Annotated in this window: 28 protein-coding genes; 11 read left to right on the forward strand and 17 right to left on the reverse strand. The window is 70.1% G+C overall.

What is annotated here, in order from left to right; translation table 11 throughout:
* Window positions 1–187: 187 nt before the first annotated feature.
* Together ACFVUY_RS30945 and ACFVUY_RS30950 are read left to right on the forward strand one after the other, a co-directional pair.
* Window positions 188–1582 (forward strand): uracil-xanthine permease family protein, encoded by a 1395-nt coding sequence (locus ACFVUY_RS30945; RefSeq protein WP_387692420.1) that lies wholly within the window; start codon window positions 188–190, stop codon window positions 1580–1582.
* A 152-nt stretch (window positions 1583–1734) separates the two neighbouring features.
* Window positions 1735–2463, forward strand: a complete 729-nt coding sequence (locus ACFVUY_RS30950; protein WP_359910753.1) for a heparin lyase I family protein — start codon at window positions 1735–1737, stop codon at window positions 2461–2463.
* A 105-nt stretch (window positions 2464–2568) separates the two neighbouring features.
* Here ACFVUY_RS30950 and ACFVUY_RS30955 read toward each other — a convergent pair whose 3' ends face one another.
* From ACFVUY_RS30955 to ACFVUY_RS30975, 5 genes are all read right to left on the reverse strand, one after another.
* Window positions 2569–3003, reverse strand: coding sequence for a peptidase inhibitor family I36 protein (locus ACFVUY_RS30955; RefSeq protein ID WP_387735506.1), 435 nt, complete (start codon window positions 3001–3003; stop codon window positions 2569–2571).
* A 32-nt stretch (window positions 3004–3035) separates the two neighbouring features.
* Window positions 3036–3476, reverse strand: a complete 441-nt coding sequence (locus ACFVUY_RS30960; RefSeq protein ID WP_387735509.1) for a peptidase inhibitor family I36 protein — start codon at window positions 3474–3476, stop codon at window positions 3036–3038.
* A 45-nt stretch (window positions 3477–3521) separates the two neighbouring features.
* Complete coding sequence (locus tag ACFVUY_RS30965) at window positions 3522–3968, reverse strand: peptidase inhibitor family I36 protein (protein ID WP_387735511.1); 447 nt, start codon at window positions 3966–3968, stop codon at window positions 3522–3524.
* Between the two features lie 243 nt (window positions 3969–4211).
* Window positions 4212–5294 carry a WD40 repeat domain-containing protein gene (locus tag ACFVUY_RS30970; protein WP_387735514.1) on the reverse strand — a complete coding sequence of 361 codons (1083 nt, stop codon included), beginning with the start codon at window positions 5292–5294 and terminating at the stop codon, window positions 4212–4214.
* A 339-nt stretch (window positions 5295–5633) separates the two neighbouring features.
* Window positions 5634–6272 carry a hypothetical protein gene (locus ACFVUY_RS30975; protein ID WP_387735516.1) on the reverse strand — a complete coding sequence of 213 codons (639 nt, stop codon included), beginning with the start codon at window positions 6270–6272 and terminating at the stop codon, window positions 5634–5636.
* A gap of 232 nt (window positions 6273–6504) precedes the next feature.
* Between ACFVUY_RS30975 and ACFVUY_RS30980 the strand changes: the two genes are divergently transcribed.
* Entirely contained in the window at window positions 6505–6816 is a 312-nt protein-coding gene (locus ACFVUY_RS30980) for a hypothetical protein (RefSeq protein WP_387735518.1), read from the forward strand.
* An 8-nt stretch (window positions 6817–6824) separates the two neighbouring features.
* The gene (locus tag ACFVUY_RS30985; RefSeq protein WP_387735520.1) at window positions 6825–7085 is read left to right on the forward strand and encodes a hypothetical protein; all 261 of its coding nucleotides are present in this window, start codon (window positions 6825–6827) and stop codon (window positions 7083–7085) included.
* 159 nt (window positions 7086–7244) lie between these two features.
* On the opposite strand, the gene pepN is transcribed toward ACFVUY_RS30985, so the two are convergent.
* The 3 genes from pepN to ACFVUY_RS31000 form a co-directional block, all read right to left on the reverse strand.
* Window positions 7245–9752: an aminopeptidase N gene (pepN, locus tag ACFVUY_RS30990; protein ID WP_387735522.1), complete on the reverse strand. Its 2508-nt coding sequence runs from the start codon at window positions 9750–9752 to the stop codon at window positions 7245–7247.
* Between the two features lie 82 nt (window positions 9753–9834).
* Entirely contained in the window at window positions 9835–10308 is a 474-nt protein-coding gene (locus tag ACFVUY_RS30995) for a hypothetical protein (RefSeq protein WP_387735524.1), read from the reverse strand.
* 10 nt (window positions 10309–10318) lie between these two features.
* Entirely contained in the window at window positions 10319–10570 is a 252-nt protein-coding gene (locus ACFVUY_RS31000) for a hypothetical protein (RefSeq protein WP_387735527.1), read from the reverse strand.
* A 29-nt stretch (window positions 10571–10599) separates the two neighbouring features.
* Here ACFVUY_RS31000 and ACFVUY_RS31005 point away from each other — a divergent pair, with 29 nt between their 5' ends.
* The gene (locus ACFVUY_RS31005) at window positions 10600–11478 is read left to right on the forward strand and encodes a glycosyltransferase family 2 protein (RefSeq protein ID WP_387735529.1); all 879 of its coding nucleotides are present in this window, start codon (window positions 10600–10602) and stop codon (window positions 11476–11478) included.
* Between the two features lie 50 nt (window positions 11479–11528).
* Here ACFVUY_RS31005 and ACFVUY_RS31010 read toward each other — a convergent pair whose 3' ends face one another.
* The 8 genes from ACFVUY_RS31010 to ACFVUY_RS31045 all read right to left on the reverse strand — a co-directional run bounded on the left by ACFVUY_RS31010 (window position 11529) and on the right by ACFVUY_RS31045 (window position 14253).
* Window positions 11529–11732, reverse strand: coding sequence for a DegT/DnrJ/EryC1/StrS family aminotransferase (locus ACFVUY_RS31010; protein ID WP_387735594.1), 204 nt, complete (start codon window positions 11730–11732; stop codon window positions 11529–11531).
* Window positions 11733–11882: 150 nt separating this feature from the next.
* The gene (locus ACFVUY_RS31015) at window positions 11883–12017 is read right to left on the reverse strand and encodes a DUF397 domain-containing protein (protein WP_387735531.1); all 135 of its coding nucleotides are present in this window, start codon (window positions 12015–12017) and stop codon (window positions 11883–11885) included.
* 3 nt (window positions 12018–12020) lie between these two features.
* Window positions 12021–12254, reverse strand: a complete 234-nt coding sequence (locus ACFVUY_RS31020) for a DUF397 domain-containing protein (protein ID WP_387735534.1) — start codon at window positions 12252–12254, stop codon at window positions 12021–12023.
* A gap of 4 nt (window positions 12255–12258) precedes the next feature.
* Window positions 12259–12471: a DUF397 domain-containing protein gene (locus ACFVUY_RS31025; RefSeq protein WP_387735536.1), complete on the reverse strand. Its 213-nt coding sequence runs from the start codon at window positions 12469–12471 to the stop codon at window positions 12259–12261.
* Between the two features lie 10 nt (window positions 12472–12481).
* The gene (locus tag ACFVUY_RS31030) at window positions 12482–12682 is read right to left on the reverse strand and encodes a DUF397 domain-containing protein (RefSeq protein WP_387735597.1); all 201 of its coding nucleotides are present in this window, start codon (window positions 12680–12682) and stop codon (window positions 12482–12484) included.
* A gap of 151 nt (window positions 12683–12833) precedes the next feature.
* Window positions 12834–13040, reverse strand: a complete 207-nt coding sequence (locus ACFVUY_RS31035; RefSeq protein WP_387735599.1) for a DUF397 domain-containing protein — start codon at window positions 13038–13040, stop codon at window positions 12834–12836.
* A 173-nt stretch (window positions 13041–13213) separates the two neighbouring features.
* Entirely contained in the window at window positions 13214–13426 is a 213-nt protein-coding gene (locus ACFVUY_RS31040) for a DUF397 domain-containing protein (RefSeq protein WP_387735538.1), read from the reverse strand.
* Window positions 13423–14253, reverse strand: coding sequence for a helix-turn-helix domain-containing protein (locus ACFVUY_RS31045; RefSeq protein ID WP_387735540.1), 831 nt, complete (start codon window positions 14251–14253; stop codon window positions 13423–13425). The genes ACFVUY_RS31040 and ACFVUY_RS31045 overlap by 4 nt, the downstream gene beginning before the upstream one ends.
* Window positions 14254–14597: 344 nt before the next feature.
* On the opposite strand from ACFVUY_RS31045, the gene ACFVUY_RS31050 reads away from it, so the two are divergent.
* The 3 genes from ACFVUY_RS31050 to ACFVUY_RS31060 all read left to right on the forward strand — a co-directional run bounded on the left by ACFVUY_RS31050 (window position 14598) and on the right by ACFVUY_RS31060 (window position 16237).
* Window positions 14598–15086, forward strand: a complete 489-nt coding sequence (locus tag ACFVUY_RS31050) for an NUDIX domain-containing protein (RefSeq protein ID WP_387735542.1) — start codon at window positions 14598–14600, stop codon at window positions 15084–15086.
* A gap of 164 nt (window positions 15087–15250) precedes the next feature.
* Window positions 15251–15661, forward strand: coding sequence for an ATP-binding protein (locus ACFVUY_RS31055; RefSeq protein WP_387735545.1), 411 nt, complete (start codon window positions 15251–15253; stop codon window positions 15659–15661).
* 15 nt (window positions 15662–15676) lie between these two features.
* Window positions 15677–16237: a hypothetical protein gene (locus tag ACFVUY_RS31060; protein WP_387735546.1), complete on the forward strand. Its 561-nt coding sequence runs from the start codon at window positions 15677–15679 to the stop codon at window positions 16235–16237.
* 654 nt (window positions 16238–16891) lie between these two features.
* On the opposite strand, the gene ACFVUY_RS31065 is transcribed toward ACFVUY_RS31060, so the two are convergent.
* Entirely contained in the window at window positions 16892–17641 is a 750-nt protein-coding gene (locus ACFVUY_RS31065) for an SDR family NAD(P)-dependent oxidoreductase (RefSeq protein ID WP_387735548.1), read from the reverse strand.
* A 92-nt stretch (window positions 17642–17733) separates the two neighbouring features.
* On the opposite strand from ACFVUY_RS31065, the gene ACFVUY_RS31070 reads away from it, so the two are divergent.
* From ACFVUY_RS31070 to ACFVUY_RS31080, 3 genes are all read left to right on the forward strand, one after another.
* Window positions 17734–18144: a winged helix-turn-helix transcriptional regulator gene (locus ACFVUY_RS31070; RefSeq protein WP_387735601.1), complete on the forward strand. Its 411-nt coding sequence runs from the start codon at window positions 17734–17736 to the stop codon at window positions 18142–18144.
* 75 nt (window positions 18145–18219) lie between these two features.
* Window positions 18220–18885 carry an SMI1/KNR4 family protein gene (locus tag ACFVUY_RS31075; protein WP_387735551.1) on the forward strand — a complete coding sequence of 222 codons (666 nt, stop codon included), beginning with the start codon at window positions 18220–18222 and terminating at the stop codon, window positions 18883–18885.
* Complete coding sequence (locus ACFVUY_RS31080; protein WP_387735554.1) at window positions 18870–19379, forward strand: PH domain-containing protein; 510 nt, start codon at window positions 18870–18872, stop codon at window positions 19377–19379. The genes ACFVUY_RS31075 and ACFVUY_RS31080 overlap by 16 nt, the downstream gene beginning before the upstream one ends.
* Window positions 19380–19516: the final 137 nt, after the last annotated feature.

The raw sequence follows: 19516 nt of genomic DNA on the forward strand, positions 1-19516 counted from the left end.
CTGTGGCGCGCGGCCGGATCCGCGGTGCGCGGGCGGTGGCCGTAAGATCCCCGACAGCACCGGGCCCGTCGGGCCTCGTCGCACGTATCCGCAGCTCACGCGGGTCCGTGTGATCGCCGGGACGTCCGGCGGCCACGAGAATGGTGCGGACAGTTCCCCGGAAGTACAGAGAAAGCGATACCTCACCATGGATCTCGGCGTGCGCTGGAAGCTGCACGGTGACGGGCGCACGCCCGCACCGGGGGCGGTGGTCCGTCCCGACGAACGGCTCTCCTGGCCCCGCACGGCAGGCCTCGGCGCCCAGCACGTGGTGGCGATGTTCGGGGCGAGCTTCGTGGCGCCCGTGCTGATGGGGCTCGACCCCAACCTCGCGATCATGATGTCCGGCGTGTCGACCGTGATCTTCCTGCTGGCCACCAAGGGCCGGGTGCCCAGCTACCTGGGCTGCTCGCTGTCCTTCGTGGGCGTGGCCGCGGTGATCCGGGCGCAGGGCGGCACCAGCGCGACGGTGACCGGCGCGGTGTTCGTGGTGGGCGTGGCGCTGTTCCTGGTGGGTGTGGCGGTCCAGCGGTTCGGGGCGCGCATCATCCACGCCGCGATGCCGCCGATCGTCACCGGCGCGGTGGTCATGCTGATCGGCTTCAACCTCGCCCCGGTGACCGCCTCGGTGTACTGGCCGCAGGACCAGTGGACGGCGCTGCTGGTGATGCTGTTCACCGGCCTGGCCGTGGTGTGCCTGCGCGGCTTCTGGTCGCGGGTGGCGATCTTCCTGGGGCTGCTGTTCGGCTACGGGATCTCCTGGCTGTTCGACCGGGTCTTCGGGAAGATCCACTCGGTGGACGGCGGCGGGCACATGACCGACCACTGGCGCCTGGACCTGTCGGGCGTCGGCAAGGCGGACTGGGTCGGCCTGCCGACCTTCCACGGCCCGTCCTTCCAGTGGTCGGCGATCCTGGTCGCGCTGCCCGTGGTGATCGCGCTGGTCGCGGAGAACGCCGGGCACGTCAAGGCCGTCGGCGAGATGACGGGCTCGAACCTGGACGACAAGCTGGGCACCGCGATCTCCGCGGACGGCGTCGGCTCCATGCTCTCCACCGCGGTCGGCGGCCCGCCGAACACCACGTACTCGGAGAACATCGGCGTCATGGCCGCCACCCGGGTCTACTCGACGGCGGCGTACTGGGCGGCGGCCTGCTTCGCGCTGCTGTTCGGCCTGTGCCCGAAGTTCGGCGCGATCGTGGCCGCGATCCCGGGCGGGGTGCTCGGCGGGATCACCGTGATCCTGTACGGCATGATCGGGCTGCTGGGCGCGCAGATCTGGACCAAGTCCCAGGTGGACCTGCGCAATCCGCTCAACCTGGTGCCGGCCGCGGCGGGCATCATCATCGGCATCGGCAACGTGACGCTGAAGTTCACCGACACCTTCAGCCTCAGCGGCATCGCGCTCGGCACGCTGGTCGTCATCACCGGCTACCACGTGCTGCGGGCGCTGGCCCCGGCGCACCTCAAGACGCAGGAGCCGCTGCTGGACGAGGGCACCTCCTCGTACGACCAGGGCGCCGAGGAGCCGCGCACTCCGTAACGGACGGGAGCGGGGCCGGGTTCAGGTCAAGAGGGCGGCCGGCGGAAGTGTCCGAAAAGGATCTTCCGTCGGCCGTTCGTCTGGCCGGGCGGGCCGGGCGGTGGTCGAATCACTGCTCGCCCGTGTCCGCCACTCATCCCCCCGGGAGAGGCATGTCCCTTCTGACCCACCGCCGCAAGGCCGCCGCCGCGGCCGTCGCCCTCGCCACGTTCGCGATCACCTGCGGCCAGGCCTCCGCGAGCAGCTCCGCCGCCGCGGGCAAGGTCCTGTGGACGCCGAGCACCAGCACTGGCCCGTCCTCGTTCAAGGCGGTCCAGTGCGCGGCCGGCAACTTCGGGGTGGTGAAGGACTCCGCCAAGGGCAACGTGTGGCGCGCCTTCCAGGCCGGCGGGGAGGAGCGCTGCGAGACGCTCAGCCCGGACCTGAAGGAGGGCGACACCTTCTACCTGGGCTGGTCGTCCAAGGTGGACATCCAGGACACCAACAGCCGGTACGTGTTCCAGCTGAAGTGCTCGCCGAGCACCGACACGGCCAACCACCCGATCGAGATCGACATCGTGAACGGGCGTGTCCGCCTGCAGGAGTGGGACACCGCCCACGTGTCGCACTCCCTGTGGACCGCGCAGACGGCCAACAACACCTGGCACTCCTACGCGCTGAAGATCCGCCTGGGCCGCACGGACGGCACCATCGACTTCTGGTTCGACGGCGTGAAGCAGACGTTCACGACGGGGTCGGGCACGTTCAAGGGCACCACCTGGGACGGCGACCGGAACTACCTCAAGTGGGGCTCGTACCACCCCTCCACGGGCGACGCGACGAACACCTTCACCAGCCCGGTGATGGCCACGACCCTGGAGGCGGCCACCGCCGGCTCGTAGGACCTTGAGGGACAGACCGCGGGCCCGGACCGCAGTGGATGCGGTCCGGGCCTGCGCGTCAGGCACATGCGAAAACCGGTCGGGGACTTCGGGCCCTGCGAACGGTCAGCAGTACTTGAAGGAGCTGATCCTGTCGTTGATCCACGACGGGACCGAGGGCCACTGCTCCCGGGGGCCGATCCTGAACTCCAGGCCGCCGTAGTTGTTGTTCTCGTAGAAGCAGATGCTGCTCCCGGTGTTGTTCAGCACGGACGAGGTGGTGTCCTGCATCCCCGTCCACAGGCCGCCCTTCTGCTCCAGCTTGCCCATGTCGCTGATGTTCTGGTCCGAGGCGATCGCCCCGAACTTGCCGGTGTGGCCGGTGTTGGCGACGAAACCGCTCTCGGACCACAGGCAGACGTAGTTGGTGGGGCACGCTCCGGCGCCCTGCCCGATGCCGAGGATCGTGTTGGCGCTGGCGGAGCCCGCGACGGTCACGACCAGCCCGACGGCGGCGGCGGCGCACAGGCCGAGCCTGGTCATCTTCCGGGAAATCTTCATGACGATCCGTTCAGGTCGAGGAAAGGAGGAGGTCAGCAGTACTTGAAGGAGCTGATCCTGTCGTTGATCCACGACGGGACCGAGGGCCAGTGCTCCCCGGGGCCGATCTTGAACTCCAGGCCGGTGTACCAGTTGTTCTCGTAGAAGCAGATGCTGCTCCCGGTGTTGTTCAGCACCGACGAGGTGATGTCCTGCATGCCCTTGTCGCCACCGGAGTCGCGCTTCTGGAGCTTGCCCATGTCGCCGGTGTTCTGGTTCGACGCGAAGGAGCCGAACTTGTTGTCGTTGATGGTCGTGCCGCGGATGAAGTTGGCCTCCGACCACAGGCAGACGTAGCCGCTGGGGCACGACCCGGCCCCGTGGCCGATGTCGTAGACGTTGGTGGCGCTCGCGGAGGTCGCCCCGGTCACGATCAAACCGACGGCGGCGGCGGCGCTCAGGCCGAGCTTGGCCAGGTTCCTGGAAAGCTTCATGACGATCCGTTCAGGTCGAAGAGGGGGGAAGGGGGGAAGGGGAGGTCAGCAGAACTTGAAGGAGCTGATCTTGTCGTTGATCCACGACGGGACCGAGGCCCACTTCTCCCAGGGGCCGATCCTGAACTCCAGGCCGCCGTAGTTGGTGTTCTCGTAGAAGCAGATGCTGCTCCCGGTGTTGTTCACGACCGAGGAGGCATCGTCCGCCATGCCCTTCCAGCGCCAGAGCTTGCTCTCGAACTTGAACTTCCCCAGGTCCGCGATGTTCTCGTTCGCGCCCACCGCCCCGTAGTCGACCCCGCCCTTGGGGTTGCCCACGATGTAGTTGTTCTCGCTCCACAGGCACACCCAGTTGGCGGGGCACTTGCCGGGGCCGGTCTCGATCGAGGTGAGGATGTCGGCACTCGCACTCGTCGTCGTGGCGGCGAGCACCCCGGCCACCGTGGCGACACCCACGCCGAGCCTCATCGCCGTCTTCCGCAGGTTCATCATGATCTCCTCTGCTGCTCTTCAACTGCCCAGGGGGCGCTCCGGCGTTCCGCTCGCGGAGCAACACCACTGTGGCGGCGAGGGCCCAGGGGAGGCATCAGTCATCCGACTGCATGTGAAGCCGACGTCACCGACCTAAGTCGACCCACCGGCGTCCGCCGGCATAGGTATCCCCGTACCGTCGTGGGTCATCGGGGTGCACGCGGAGGCAGGCCCGGCCCCTCGGGGGGGGCCGGTGGGTAGGCCCTAGGTGTTCTGTCCCGTGAGGCGCCAGGTCTCCACCCGCTTGTCGTATCCGCCGGTGGCGATCCGCGGCTCGCCGTCGACCTGGATCTGGCACAGGGCGCGCACCCAGCCGCAGCCGAACGGCCCCAGGAGGTGCTGGGCGCCGCCCACCGTGCCCACCCGCTCTCCCGTGGTCGGGTCCCAGAGCTTCACGCCCGGCCCGTCGCCGCCGGAGGCCAGCAGGTACCGCTCCCCCACCTCGATCTGGCACAGGGCGTGCAGCCAGCCGAAGTCGTCCTCCATGACGTGGAGTTGCTCCCCGGTGCCCGGGTTCCACAGTCGCACCTTCTCGTCGATGCCGGCCGAAGCGAGCAGGACCTCGTCCGCGGCCCGTATCTGGCACAGGGCCGTCGGCCAGCCGTCGTGGCCCGTCAGCACCCGCACCTGCTCGCCCGTGCCCGGCTCCCACAGCCGTACCGTCCGGTCCCCGTGGGCGGAGGCGAGCAGGTCCCTGCCCTCGGAGCGGACCGCGCACACCGCCATGACCCCGCCGGCGCCGGGCGAGATGACCCGGACCGGCTCGCCCGTGCCCGGTTCCCACAGCCGGAGCGCCTCGTCGTCCCCGCCGGCGGCCAGCAGCACTCCGTCACCCACCCGCACCTGGCAGACCCCGCGCACGGCGGCCCGCGACCCCTTGAGGACGGACACCTGCCTGCCCGTGCCCGGCTCCCAGAGCCGTACCGTCCGGTCGTCCCCACCGGAGGCCAGCAGGGGCCGGCCGCCGACCTCCACCTCGCACAGGGCGTTCACCCACCCTCCGTGCCCCTTCAGGAAGCCGACCAGGTCCCCCGTGTCCGGGTCGCCGACCCTGATCACCCGCTGGGAGCCCGCGAAGGCCAGCAAGGGCCGGTCGCCCACCCGGACCTGGCACACGGCACTGAACCTCGGGGCGAGCGCCTTCAGCACCGCCTTCCTCACGGCGATCAGAACCACCGCGACCGCCAGGGCGGCGATGAGCGCCTGGACCACCGAGAGCACCCGGAACAGAGCCAGCGCGACGATGACGACCAGCAGCAGGCGTATCCGCAGGATCCGGAACACCACGATGTGCAACCCACGCGGAAGGCCCGCATTGACCGTCGCCACCCCCGCCCCCCTTCGGTGAATCTGATGAGCCGTCAAGTGCCGGTAATTCCCTGACACTCAGGCGACCCTAATGCCCGGGGGAGACACCTGCACCCGAACTGCGCCCGGCGGCACGACCGAGTTCCCGGCCGCCGTCCTGACGGGAGAGGCCCCGACGCCGACGAGTACATCGGCCGGGCTCCGGGGCCCGACCTGTGGCCCTCGTGGAGGACATCTCATGTCGGGGAGCCCACGGGTGCGGACGACGGCTGCCGCGACCCCGGCGAAGGCCATGAGATGTCCCCCTGAGGCCGGAAGCTACTCCAGCCGGAGCTTGAGCCCGCAGCCGCCGGGCCGGTCGTCGGTGTCGATCCGGATGGTGGGTGAGCTGAAGTTGTCCACGGGGCTGAAGATGCCGTAATCCGGGCCGGCGTTCCCGCACTGGGCGGGGTCGCCGTCCGAGTAGAAGTTGATGCCCATCTTCATGGTGGAACTCGACAGGGCGAACGTGAGATCGCATCCGCCCGGCCGGTTGTCGGTGTCGATCCGGATGCTGGGGCCGAAGGTCCGGGTCGTCCCGATCGGCACCTGGTGGGTGCCCGGGTTTCCGCACTGGGCGGGATCACCACCGGGCGTGGCCTTGAAGGTGTAGGTGACGGACGAACCTGCCAGTCGATTGTCCGGATCGTAGATACCGAATGCGAGCAGACAACCGCCGGGGCGGGAGTCGGTGTCGAAGCGGATCGCCTCGGTCACGCCGAAGTCGTCCTTCCACTGTTCGCCCGTTCTTCCACCGCACTGGCCGGGGTCGCCATCGGGGTTGAACTGGACGCCGAGCTGAGGGGAGGTGACCAGTTCGGTGCGGGCCTGGGCGAGGGGTGCCGGGACAACGCTGACCGCGGCCGCGGTGGCGGTGACTGCGGAGAGCAGCAGCACCCTCTGCGTGATGCTCTTCATGGCATCGATTCCCTTCGTACGGAGAGCCGGATTCTGGAGTGCAGGATTCCGGCACCCCGAACACCCCAAACCCACCGCCGGGAGACACGGAGGGGCGCATCGCCCGAACGGTCCAGCAGCCGACATTCCCACTCGAAACTGAAATGTCCGAGCACTGTGTGATCATGCAGAGCCCCACGGGTGGAACCACCAAGGGGACCGCGAACTGCCCCGAGTTGACTGGAGCCGACCCGTGATCGACTTTCTGGAAGAAATACGCGCGATCATCGGACCGCCCAGTGGACCCGGCGTGCCGGCGGAGTGCTGGCACGGGCTGGAAACCGAGCTGGGCGTGGAACTGCCGGGAGACTTCAAGACCCTGGCCGAGCGCTACGCGCCGATCGAGATCGGCCGGTCGATCTGGCTGAGGGGCCCCGCCGGTCAGGCCCAGAACCTGGGCGACTACATACGGGAGACCGTGGTCGCCTACCAGGACTGCGAGTTCACGGACGAGAACTTCCCCGGATTCCCCGCACCCCTGGGTTCGGCGCGCCGGACGGCCTGATCCCCATCATGTCAACCGCGCACGGGGAAGCGGTGTTCCTGCTGCGCACCGGCACCGGGTACGGCTGGTGCATCGTGGTCTACGTCGGCCACGACAACGAGTTCTACCGCTACGACCTGACATTCGCGGAATGGTTCTGCCGGTACCTGCGCGGAGAGGACATGACCGGGCCGAACAGCGGACAGAAGTTCTCGAACCCGATCGAGTTGACGGACTACGGCGTGCTGCCGATGCGGACGGAGCGATTCGGCCCGGTACGGGATTCGTGAGGGCCGCAAACCGCGCGGCGACCGGAACCGGAAGCGGCCGCAGCCCTGACCGGACGGACCGCAGGCCCGGACCGTCACAACGTGCGGTCCGGGCCTGCGGGTTCTTGCGGGTGGCGGGGCGGTCACGGGCGGGGCCGGTGACCGACCGGTTGGTGGGCTCTACTGCCCGGTCAGTGCGCGGGCCCGGGCGGCGCGGCGCAGGGTGTCCAGTTGGTCGACGAGGCCGCGCCGGGTCGCCACGGTGAGGTCCGGGTCGGCGAGGCAGGCCTCGGCCGCCCGTAGGGTCCGGTCGGTGGCGGCGAAGGCGGGGAAGGCCGCCGTGGTGAGCACCCGGGCCAGGGCGGGGCCGCGGCGGGCGGCGGCCGGGCCCAGTTCCTTGAAGTAGCGCGTGGTCAGGTCGTCGAGCAGTTCGGCCTGCTCGGGCTGCCACAGTCCCTTGGCGGTGGCGGCGGCCAGGTAGTTGGAGAGCTCGCCGTGGAACAGTGCCTGCCAGGCGGCCTCCTTGGCGGCCTGGTCGGGCAGGGCGGCGCGGCAGCGGGCGGCGCCCTGCTCGCTGGTGTCGCTGGGGTCGGCGGCGAGTTCGGCGGCGATCTCCGGTTCGCCCGCCGCGCCGAGCACGCACAGCCGCGCCAGCAGCTGCCAGCGCAGGTCGGGGTCGAGCTCCGGCCCGCCGGGCACCGTGCCGGCGGCCAGCCAGTCGCGCAGTTCGGCGGTCCGGTCCCCGTCGGCGGTGGCGATCACGCCGCGTACGGCGACCAGGCGCAGGCCGGTGCGGTCCGGCTCGCCCTCGGTGCGCCGCAGCAGGGTGCGGCAGACCCGGGCCAGTTCGGCCAGTGCGGCCGGCCGTTCGGCGGGCGGCACGGCGCAGTCCGCCACGAAGTCGCGGGCGAAGGAGAGCACCGCGTCCACCAGGTGCACCGAGGTCTCGCCGGGCAGGTGGTCGGCGACCAGCCGCAGGTACTCGCCGGGCGCGAGTTCCCCGTCGCGCACCTGGTCGCGGGCGGCGCCCCAGAGCACCGCCCGGGCGAGTTCCTCGGGCACGGCGCCGAGGGAGGAGCGCGCGGTCCGCCAGGAGGCGGGGTCGAGGCGGATCTTGACGTAGCCGAGGTCGGTGTCGTTGAGCAGGGTCAGCTCGGTGCCGTCGGCCGGCGGGTCGAGCGGCACGGCGCCGTCGCCGGGCAGGTCGCCGGGCAGGTCGAGCGGCACGCGCTCGGCGAGTTCCAGGGCGCCGTCGGCGGTGCGCCGGTAGTGGCCCGCGGTCAGCTGGTGCGGGCGCGGCGCGCCGTCGGCGGAGGTGTGCTCGATGCGGCCGTCGGTCACCCGCAGGGTGTCCACGCCGCTGGTGCGCAGCCAGCGGTCGGCCCAGGCGTGGACGTCGCGGCCGCTGGCGGCGGCCAGGGCCCGGAGCAGGTCGTCGAGGGTGGCGTTGCCGAAGGCGTGCGCGTCGAAGTAGTCGTTGACCCCGGTCAGGAAGGTCTCCTCGCCGAGCCAGGCGACGAGCTGGCGCAGGACGGCGGCGCCCTTGGCGTAGGAGATGCCGTCGAAGTTCTGCAGCGCCTGGGCGGTGTCGTCGACCGTGCCGGGTGCCACCGGGTGGGTGGAGGGGCGCTGGTCGGCGTCGTAGCCCCAGGGCTTGCGGTCGGCGGCGAAGCCGGTCCAGGCGCCGGTGAAGCGGGTGGAGGCGGCGGTGACGCTGTAGGCCATGTACTCGGCGAAGGACTCGTTCAGCCACAGGTCGTCCCACCACTTCATGGTGACCAGGTCGCCGAACCACATGTGCGCCATCTCGTGGATCACCACCATGGCGCGTTCCTCGCGCCTGGTGTCGGTCACGGCGGAGCGGAAGACGTACTCGTCGCGCAGCGTGACGCAGCCCGGGTTCTCCATCGCGCCGGCGTTGAACTCCGGGACGAAGCACTGGTCGTAGCTGTCGAAGGGGTAGCGGTGCCGGAAGACCCGGTGGTAGTGGTCGAAGCCCTGCCGGGTGATCTCCAGCAGTTCGGCGGCGTCGGCGTCCAGGTGGGCGGCGAGCGAGCGGCGGCAGTGCAGGCCGAGCGGGATCCCGTCGTGCTCGGCGCGCACCGAGTGCAGCGGGCCGGCGACGACGGCGAGGAGGTAGCTGCTGATCGCCGGGGTGGGGTCGAACTCCCAGCGGCCGGGCGAGCTCTGGCGGCCCAGGCTGTTGCCGACCACGGTCCACTGCTGCGGCGCGGTGACGGACACCGTGTACCGCGCCTTGAGGTCGGGCTGGTCGAAGGAGGCGAACACCCGGGGGCCGTCGTCGAGGAAGGACTGGGTGTAGGCGTAGTCCTCGCCGTCGGCGGGGTCGGTGAAGCGGTGCATGCCCTCGCCGGTGTGCGAGTAGGCCATGTCGGCTTCGACGGTGAGTTCGTTGTCGGCCGCCAGGTCGGTGAGCGGGAAGCGCCCGTCCCGCAGAGCGGTGACGTCCAGTTCGCGGCCGTTCAGCAGCACCCGGTGGAGTGCGGCCGGCTTGACGTCCACGTAGGTGGCGGCGCCCGGGGTGGAGCAGGCGAAGCGGATGACCGTGGTGGAGCCGAACACCTCCCGGCCGCGGGTCAGGTCGAGGTCGAGGCGGACGGTGCGGACGTCGAGCAGGCGGTGGCGCTCGGCGGCCTCGGTGCGGGTGAGGATGGAGGTATCAGACACAGGGGTCATGCTGCTCCATCGGGCGGGCGGACGGCACCGGTTTTCGGCCCCGGGCGGGGCTCCTTCAGCCGCTCACGGCCGCTCACGCTGGAGCCGATGACCGGTTGTTCCACCGCTCTTCCTCCGTCCTGTCGCGCAGGTGGGCGACGAGCCAGGGCACCAGCCGCGGGGCCGGCACGGCCGCCACGCGTTCGATGGGGTGGAGGAAGCCGCGGGAGCACTGCTCGGCAGTCCAGACGGTCACCCGGGCCAGCGGGGTGGCGGGGTTCACGCCGATCTCTCCCTTCGGGCCGCAGGAGCTGTTGAAGGGCGCGGTGATGCTCTGGCGATTCCAGTACGTCCATGCCTCGGCTGCCTTCTCCTGTTCGAAGTACAGGGGGCGGCCGGAGGCGAGCGCGGTCAGCATGGCGTTGCCGTCCGGCCGTAGCAGGTGCCCGTTGGGGGTGTGCTGAAAGCGCTGGCGCCAGTGGTCCGGGGTGGCGGCGAGGCCGGCCGGCAGCTGCTTGCCGGTCGGGGAGTCGAGGTCGGTGTGGGCGAGGTCCCAGTCGGGGTGCACGGGCAGGCTCCTACTCGGTCGACAGGGCGCGCAGCGCCAGGTGAGAGGCCGCGGTCTCCGTGCCGGCGAACCAGGACCGATCGGGTACCAGGGCCGTCGCGGGGTGTGGCAGTCTGGGCCGCACACCCGGACCACCCGGCCGCTGCCCGGCGATCCACATGAGCGTCGGCCGGTCCATCACCTGGTGGTCGGGCAGGCGTCCCGCGGCCGCCAGCTCGTACAGTGACCGGCGACCGTGGGCGGTGGGTGTCGGAGAGTTCATCGAGTCCTCGAAGGGTCAGGTCGGTTCGCATGGGCGTCACGCTGGGCGTGGTGGTGCTGACGATGGGCAACCGGCCCGCCGAGCTGGCGGCGCTGCTGGAGTCGGTGCGGGCGCAGGACGGCGCCGACACCGGGGTGCGTACGGTGGTTCTCGGGCAGGGCATCGAGCTGCCGGAGCTGCCGGAGTGGGTGGACGCGGTGGAACTGCCGGAGAACCTCGGCATCCCGGGCGGCCGCAACGCCGGCGTGGAGCGGCTGCGCGGACTCGGCGGCACGGACGTGCTGGTGGTGCTGGACGACGACGGCCTGCTGCCCCGCACCGACACCTTCCGCCTGATCCGGGAGGCCTTCGAGCAGGACCCGAAGCTGGGCATCGTCTCCTTCCGGATCGCCGACGAGACCGGGTTCACCCAGCGCCGCCACGTCCCCCGCCTCGGCACGTCCGACCCGATGCAGTCGGGCCCCGTCACGACCTTCCTCGGCGGAGGCCACGCCATCCGCATGACCGTGATCGACCAGGTCGGCGAGTTCCCCACGAAGTTCTTCTACGCCCACGAGGAGACCGACTTCGCCTGGCGCGCACTGGACGCCGACTGGGGGATCGACTACCGCGCCGACATGGTGCTGCAACACCCCCGCACCGACCCGGCCCGCCACGCCGCCTACTACCGCATGACCGCCCGCAACCGCGTCTGGCTCGCCAAACGCCACCTCCCCGCTCCACTCGTGCCCGTCTACCTCGCCTCCTGGATCGGCTACACCCTGCTGCGCCGCCCACCGATGGAGGGCCTGAAGGCCTGGTGGGGCGGGTTCTTCGAGGGGGTGCGCGTGGCGTACCCACCGCGTCGGCCGATGCGGTGGAGCACGGTGCGCCGGATGGCCCGGCTGGGGCGGCCTCCGATCTTCTGATCACAGGGCCCGGCCGCCGAACGATCGGTGGCCGGGGCCGGCCGGGCCGGTCAGGCCCAGATGGCGTGCATCGCGTCGATGACCCGTTGCACGTCGGTGGCGGTCATCGCCGGGCAGCACGGCAGGGACAGCTGCCGGGCGGCCACCTGTTCGGTGATCGGCAGGTGGCATGCCAGCTGCCGGTGAGCGGCGAGCCGGTGCACCGGAGCAAACGTGCTCTTCCGCCACCTGGCGCCGGCCGGGTCGAACTCCATAACGCTCACAACCCTTCCGTGCCCTCCCCCACTCACACAAAACGCTCGGCTGGGGCAACCCCCAGCCGAGCGCCCGACTACCTCTTCACAGCCTCGACTCGGACGGCAACCAACCACGTGCCGCCATGTCTCCGAAGACCTCCTCCCGCCTCAGATGTCGCCGAACTCGCCACTGCGGACAGCCGCGACGAACGACACCCACGCCTCGGCCGGGAAGACAAGAGCCGGACCCTGAGGATCCTTCGAGTCACGGACCGGGGCCAGGCCGGAGAAGTCGGGAGCCAACCGCTACGGCTGGACCGGGAACTCACCCGCCTTGACGGCGTCGAGGAAGTTCTGGAAGGCCGCAGGAGTGAACTCCAGGACCGGGCCGCGCCGGTGCTGCTTGGTGTCGCGCACCGGGATGGTACCGGCCGGGGTCCGGCCGACCTCGACGCAGTTGCCGTTCTCGCTGCTGCTGTAGCTGGACTTGGCCCAGCTGTAGCCCCCCTGGTCGAGGGCGGTGCCGTCGTGCATGGTCATCCTCTCAGGCTTCGCCGAACTCGCCGCTGCGGACGGCCGCGACGAACGACATCCACGCCTCGGCCGGGAAGACCAGAGCCGGGCCCTGGGGGTCCTTGGAGTCACGGACAGGAGCCAGCCCGGGGAAGTCCGCTGTCGCCTCGACGCAGTCACCCCCGTTGTTGCTGTAGGAAGACTTGAACCACCGAGCCCCGGACAGATCTACGCCGTCGGCCATGACTCCCCTCTCAGGCTTCGCTGAACTCGCCGCTGCGGACGGCCGCGACGAATGCCACCCAGGCCTCCGCCGGGAAGACCAGAGCCGGGCCCTGGGGGTCCTTGGAGTCACGGACCCTGCCCGGATGTGCATCATCCACCTCGACACAGTTGCCGCCCTGCTGGCTGTACGTGCTCTTCCGCCACCCGACGCCGGTCAGGTCGAGTTCCATAACGCTCACAGCCCTTTCCGTGCCCTCCCCCGCACGCACAAAAACGCTCGGCCGGGGCAACCCCAGCCGAGCGCCCGACTACCTCTTCACAGCCTCGACTTGGGCCGCAACCAACCACGTGCCGCCATGTCTCCGAAGACCTCCTCCCGCCTCAGATGTCGCTGAACTCGCCACTGCGGACAGCGGCGACGAACGACATCCAGGCCTCCGCCGGGGAGACAAGAGCCGGACCATCGGGGTCCTTCGAGTCACGAACGGGAGCAAGACCCGGGAAGTCCGCTGTCACCTCGACGCAGTTACCCCCGTTGTTGCTGTACGTGCTCTTCCGCCACCTGGCGCTGGCCGGATCGAACTCCATAGCGCTCACAGCCCTTCCGTGCCCTCCCCAGCGCACACAAAAACGCTCGGCTGGGGCTACCCCCAGCCGAGCGCCTGACTGTCTCTTCACAGCCTGACCCTGGTCAGCCGGCCACGTGACGCCATGCCCCCGGAAACTGCCCCCAAGCGGGGCCGCCTCTTCCGGGATCGGACTCAGACGTCGCCGAACTCGCCACTGCGGACAGCCGCGACGAACGACTTCCACGACTCGGCCGGGAAGACGAGAGCCGGGCCCTGAGGGTCCTTGGAGTCACGGACAGGAGTCAGGCCGGGGAAGTCGGGAGCCACCTCGACGCAGGTACCACCGTTGTTGCTGTAACTGCTCTTGAACCATGCGGCGTCGGACAGGTCTACAGGGGAAATCATGACGTTCCTCTCACGCCTTGCTTGCGGATCATCTCCAGTGACGCGGCCTTCGACAGCGCTTCCACCTGGAGCTGATGGTAGTCCCGTTCCCAGGCCTGGGCCGTATCAGCGTCTCGCGCGAGGAAGCCGCGCAGCTGGCACTCCGAGTATGCCAGGAGTGATCGATCCGCCAGGGTAAGCAGCGTAACAACCATGGTGAACGGCAGCTCTTCTGCGAGTGAGAACGGCGCCACCTGGATGGTGACGTTCGGACGGCTCGCGAGGTCTTCAAGGTGCGACAGCTGCCGCGCCATGACCCTGGGCCCTCCCACCCTTCGCAGGAGCGCACCTTCATCCAGGACGAAGTGCAGGCGCGGAACCGACCGCTGGTCGAGCAGCTTCTGCCGTGTGGCCAGGAAGTCGAGCCGATCTGCTGCCTGCTCCTCGGTAATGCTGCCGCGCCGCACGGCTGCGGACGCAAAGGCGTTGGCGTACTCCATGGTCTGAGCCAGGCCGGGCACGACGCCCAGCTCGAAGTGGGAGATGCCCTGAGCCTTCGCCTCTTGCGCCGCGTACTCGGGAAACCCTTCCAGCAATGACGACCGACTCAGGCTCCAGTACGTCAGTTCCAATGTTCCACCGGCATCGATGACCTTGTCAGCCTTACGAACCCAGTCAAGCGTGGGATTGCATGTCCCTCTTTCGAGGTTCGAAATCTGACTATCACTCAAGTTTGTACGCTGGCCGAGCTGGGTCTGCGTCAAGCCTGCCGCCTTGCGCAGCTTGCGCAGTTGGGCCCCGAACGCCTTGAGAGGCGAGGCCGATGGATCCAGCTGAGACTCACGCATCGTCAGACCTCCACTGCTGCGCGAATACCACACGGGGGAACTGTCAAGTGGGAAAGCCTTCCGATCGTAGCGGGCGAGGCGCCACTATGGCTACACCCGGTGATTCATCGGGAGCACAGAGCAACCAGCGGAGACCTCATGCACCCCGCGCGAAATCCCGATACTCGCCTTCAACTCCACGAACTCGCACTGGACTTCACCAGCCCGGAGGAAGGCGATCCGCGCGGGAGCATCGTCGCGGAGGTCACGCCCGGGAAGGCCTACCGCCCGCCCGTCGACGGGCGGGCGCTGCCACCCTTCATCAACCCCTCTTACCTGGAGCAGAGTTGAGCAGGACCCGCATCATGAGCAAGCCCCCGGCCCGCCGGTCGGGTCAGCAGATCTTCGCCCTGCGCGAGGACCCCGACGGATCGGGCGGCCTGCTCGTCCTCCTCGTCGACCCCGTCTACATGGACGGCCTCATCCTCCCCGGCGGCAGCGCCGAACAGGACGAGCTCCCCCACCTCGCGGCCCGTCGGCACCTCGAAACCGAAACCGGTCTCGTCCTGCCCCTCCGCACCGTCCTCACCATCGACTACATGCCCGCCGCCGAATTCCCCGAGGGCCTCAACCTCGTCTACGCGGGCGGGAAGCTCACACCCCAGCAGGCCAACACCACCAGCCACCACCAGCCCCCGGAAGAACTCCGCGCCCTCCACTGGGTCCCCCGTCACCAGCTCCGCGACCTCATGGCCGAGGACCAGTGCCGCCGTGTCGAGGACGCCTGGGACGCCTGGGAGCACGGCGACGGCCTCCCCCTCCTCGTCCGGGGCGTCCCGGTCCCGGTCGGCTGATCACGCCGACACCCCCGAGGCCGGACCGCCATCGCTGCGGTCCGGGCCCTCACTTCAGCAAGACCCCCGAGTCGGCGTCGTAGCGCACCGCACGACGCACTCCGTTCGCACGCAATCCTCCCTTGAGGCACTCCCCCATGCTCAAAACCCACCGCCGTCCCCGCATGTTCGTCGCGCGCCTCGACTCCCGTATCGAGTCCACGCCCCTGGCCCGCTACCTGCTCCGCGCGTACCTCTCCGGGCTGCCCTCCGGGGAGCGGTACTGCGACACCGCCGAACTGCTGCTCGGCGAGTTGTTCGCCAACGCCGTCCAGCACTCCGACGCCCCCGACGACCTCCACATTGAAGTCCGCTTCACCGTCGCCGGCTCCCGCCTGCGCCTGGAAGTCCACGACGCGGGCACCAACCACCCCACTCCCCGAACCCCGGCCCCCGACGACGAACACGGCCGCGGCCTGTTCCTCGTCAACGAGTTGGCCGAGCGCTGGGGCTGCACCTCCCTCCCCGGCGGCATCGGCAAGTACGTCTGGGCCCTCGTCGCGCCCGCCCCCGGTCCCGCCCTCGCCACCGCCTGAAAGCCCAGAACCCCCATGCACCTCACCACCCTCGCCGGCCACGCCCTCTCCCGCGGCCGCACCCCCGCCGACACCTACGCCCTCCTCGCCCGCCGCACCCACAAGCCGCTCCCCTCCGCGCGGGCGGTCTGCCTCGCCCTCACCATCCCCCTCGCCGAGACCCTCCGCCGCCTCGACGAGTGCCACGACGCCCTCCTCGCCAACCCCCGGCCCAACTCCGAGACCGACACCGGCGAACTCCTCGAAGCCCTCGGCGTCTTCGACGTCCCCGCCTCCCTCACCGACACCGAACTCACCGTCGTCGACCACTTCCTCACTGCGATCGACGCCATGGGCGGCATCCGACCCGGCCACCACCACGGCCTGCACCGCTGGTTCACCACCGGCAACCTCACCGCCGCCTACCTCTCCCTCGCCGCCGCCCAACCCCTCCCCCGCACCGGAAACCCCACCCTCTACTGGACCACCCTCGTCACCGCCGGCGAACTCCTCACCACCACCCCCCACCCCGACACCCGCATCACATACGCCCTCACCCACTGCCGCACCCAGGTCCAAGCCGCCACCCGAACCTGACCAACACCCCTTGCTGCGCAGGAAGTCGGCCCCACCGACTTCCTGCGCAGCAGCACACGACGATCGCCCGCCCCAAACCCAGCCACCCCACGCACGAGAAGTCGACCCCGCCGACTTCCTGTACGCCAGCCCGGACAGAGCGTTCTGTGAGGGCATGAGAGGTGCGCCCGTTGTCCGAAGGCCGGCTCGGATCAACGCGGGTTGACGTTCGGCAAGGACGCGGTCCGACGGAGAGACAGGAACGGGCGCAGCCCTACCCGAGCAACCTCTCGGCCACTGGGGCGCGTCCCAAATGTACGGCCCACAGACATTCGTTGGCGGCTTCGACCAGCACCGTTGCTTCGTGCCGGTCAGCGAGTTCGTCGTGTCCCGTCTCGTGGCTGCCGCGCGGTGGCGCTTGAAGCGGTGGATCACCATCACGCTGCCGCCGAGGCCGATGCGGCGGCGCCCGGCGCTCACCCTTCGGGAACGGATCCGTCACGACGGGCGACAGGGCCGGCCACCCGTCAGCTGCGCGAGCCACCCCGAGGCAACCGCACGGACCTCCTGCGGACGGACGTTCACCGATCAGGCCGCAGGACTCGCCGACTGCGGACACGCGGGCACGCGGGCACGCGGGCACGCGGCGGAGCCCGTCCCCGAACAGACAGAGCGTCAACGCATGCCGCCGGAAGCGAGGATGACATCCCCGGTGATCCAGCGCGCGTCGTCGGAGGCCAGGAAGGCCACCAGCGGGCCGTAGTCGTCCGGGGTGCCCGTGCGGCCCAGCGGGGTGCCGGCGATCGCCTGTGCTTCCTGGGCCGAGCCGGGGAATCCCATGGCCCGGGTGCCCTCGGTGTCCGAGGGTCCGGGCATGATCGCGTTGACCCGGATGCCGCGCGGGCCCAGTTCCTTGGCCGCCACGATGGTGAACGCGTTGACGGCGCTCTTGGACGCGACATAGAGCGAGGCGTACGGCGGGTGGGTGAGCGTTCCGGCCGTCGAGACGTTGATGATCGACGCGGCGCCGATGTCGTCCTGCGCGGCCAGGGCCTGCGTGGTGAGGATCGTCCCCAGCAGGTTCGTGGTCATCTCGCGCTGGAACTCCTCTTCGGTGATGCCCGACAGCGGCGCGAAGGCGGCGACGGCCGCGTTGTTCACGAGCACGTCGACCGGTCCGTACTCCTCGCGCGCGCGATCGAACAGATGGCGCACGTCGTCGCCGCGGGCCACGTCCGCCCGGACCGCGATCGCCCGGCCGCCGTCGGCGGTGATGCCCGCGACGACCCGTTCGGCGCCCTCCGCGTCCTCCCGGTAGTTCACCACGACGGCCGCGCCGGTCCCGGCCAGCGTCCTGGCGATCCCCGCGCCGAGGCCCTTCGATGCTCCCGTGACGATCGCCGTACGTGCGTTGCTGCTGATCACAGTGGCTCCTCGAGCGTTGGTGCCTGCGGAGTCACCGTAGGAAAGCTGGTTACCACTGGGAAGTACGTACTTTTTTGTAAGCTCGTGACGTGATGGAAACTCAGCACGTCGCGACGGCCGCCCGTCTCCTGGCCCACGACACCTTCGACAACAGGTGCGTGCTCAGGCCGATCATGGACCGGACGACAAGCCGCTGGGCGACACTGATCATCTCGGCCCTCGTCGCCGGCCCGCACCGCTTCGCGCAGCTGCACCAACGGGTCGGTGGCATCAGCCAGAAGATGCTGTCGCAGAACCTCAAGGCACTGGCCCGGGCCGGGCTCGTCGACCGCCGTGTCGCGCCCACCACCCCGCCCCAGGTCACCTACGAGCTGACGGAACTCGGTGTCAGCCTGGCCGGGCCGCTGACCGAACTCATCCAGTGGTTCGGCCGGCAGGGGGACGAGCTCCTCGCCGCCCAGGAGCACTACGACAGCCGGCAGGAGCCACCGCACGCGTCCTGAGCGGGGCGGCCGCCTGTCGGAGCCGTCGCCTAGAGTGCGGCATCGGATGCGACGACGGCCGACAAGGGATGGGCGATGACCGAGGCGTGGGACCGACTGCGGGCAATCATGGGAGAGCCGGTGTACACCCCGGCGCGGGTCCCGTGGGAGCTGGCGCCCGCCGAACTCGGGGTCCAGCTGCCCTCGGACTACCGCGCGTTCATCGACCTGTACGGCGGGGTGAGCCTGAACGGCGAGTGGGGGGTGTACACGCCGAGCGAGAAGCCGTCCTTCTACGAAGCGCCGGGCGGCCTGGCGGACTGGCGCATCACGAACGACCTCGATCTCCGCGACCAGATCGAGGGCGAGGAGCACCGGTGGGACCAGCCGGGCCCCACCCCGGTGTTCCCGGACCCGGGCGGCCTGCTGTCCTGGGGCTGGAACAGCAACCACGACCAGTGCTGCTGGCTGACGACCGGTCCGGACCCCGAGCAGTGGCCGGTGACGGTGTTCTACGAGGACCGGCTCGACCACTTCGACGGGGGTTTCGCGGAGTTCGTGGCAACCGTGCTGACCGGCGGCTACGCGGCGGAGGACGAGCTGCTGGTGCGCGCGGACCCCGAGGTGTGGGGGCCTCAGCCGGCCCGGCCCCTCTGGTCTCCCAAGAGCGACTGGGCGGGCAGGAACTGGGGCGCCGAGTGGGGTATCGAGGGATTCCTCGACGCGCCCGGGTCGACGGAGATGCCGTGGGTCAGGACGTGACGGGCGATCGGCGCGACGGGCGGCTCCGCTTCAAGGCGCCGATCCGGTACCGGCGGACGGGCCGGCGGACCTTGGTCCTCTTCCCGACCGCTCTGGCCTGCGCCCTTGCCTTCGTCCTCGCCGCAGGGGCCAAGGGCCGGGATCCCGCGATGATCGCGGCCTTCACGGTCTGCCTGATCGTCGCCTATGTCGTCGCCGCCTCCTTCGTGGGCCCGTTCTGCGGCAGTACCACAGTGGATTCCGCGGGCCTGACCACGCGGACCCTGCTGAGGACACGTGTGGTCACCTGGCCGCAGGTGCGGTCGTTCGGGTTCTCGCCGGAGGTCAACCGCGGCATCGAGCACTGCCTCCTGGAGGTGCGCCTGCACCAGGGGCGGGCAGTCGTCCTGCCGGGCCTGGTCGCGTCGAGCGCGGACGACCCGGAGCTCCGGTCGCGACTGTCCCAGCTGCGGGCCGCGTGGACCGCGTACCGATCCGCTGCCGCGGCCGGGTGACGCGGCTCGACGGGCCTGCTGCCCCGGCCGGGACGGCCGGGCGGCCCGGCCGGGTCTGCCCCGCGGGGGCAGTGACTCTGCCCCCGCGTACCTGGTCGGGCGCCGACCGCGGCACGTATACAGGAGGCTGAGCCGTC

The organism is Kitasatospora sp. NPDC058063, from assembly GCF_042885395.1.
GTDB classification, from domain to species: Bacteria; Actinomycetota; Actinomycetes; order Streptomycetales; family Streptomycetaceae; genus Kitasatospora; species Kitasatospora lactacystinica.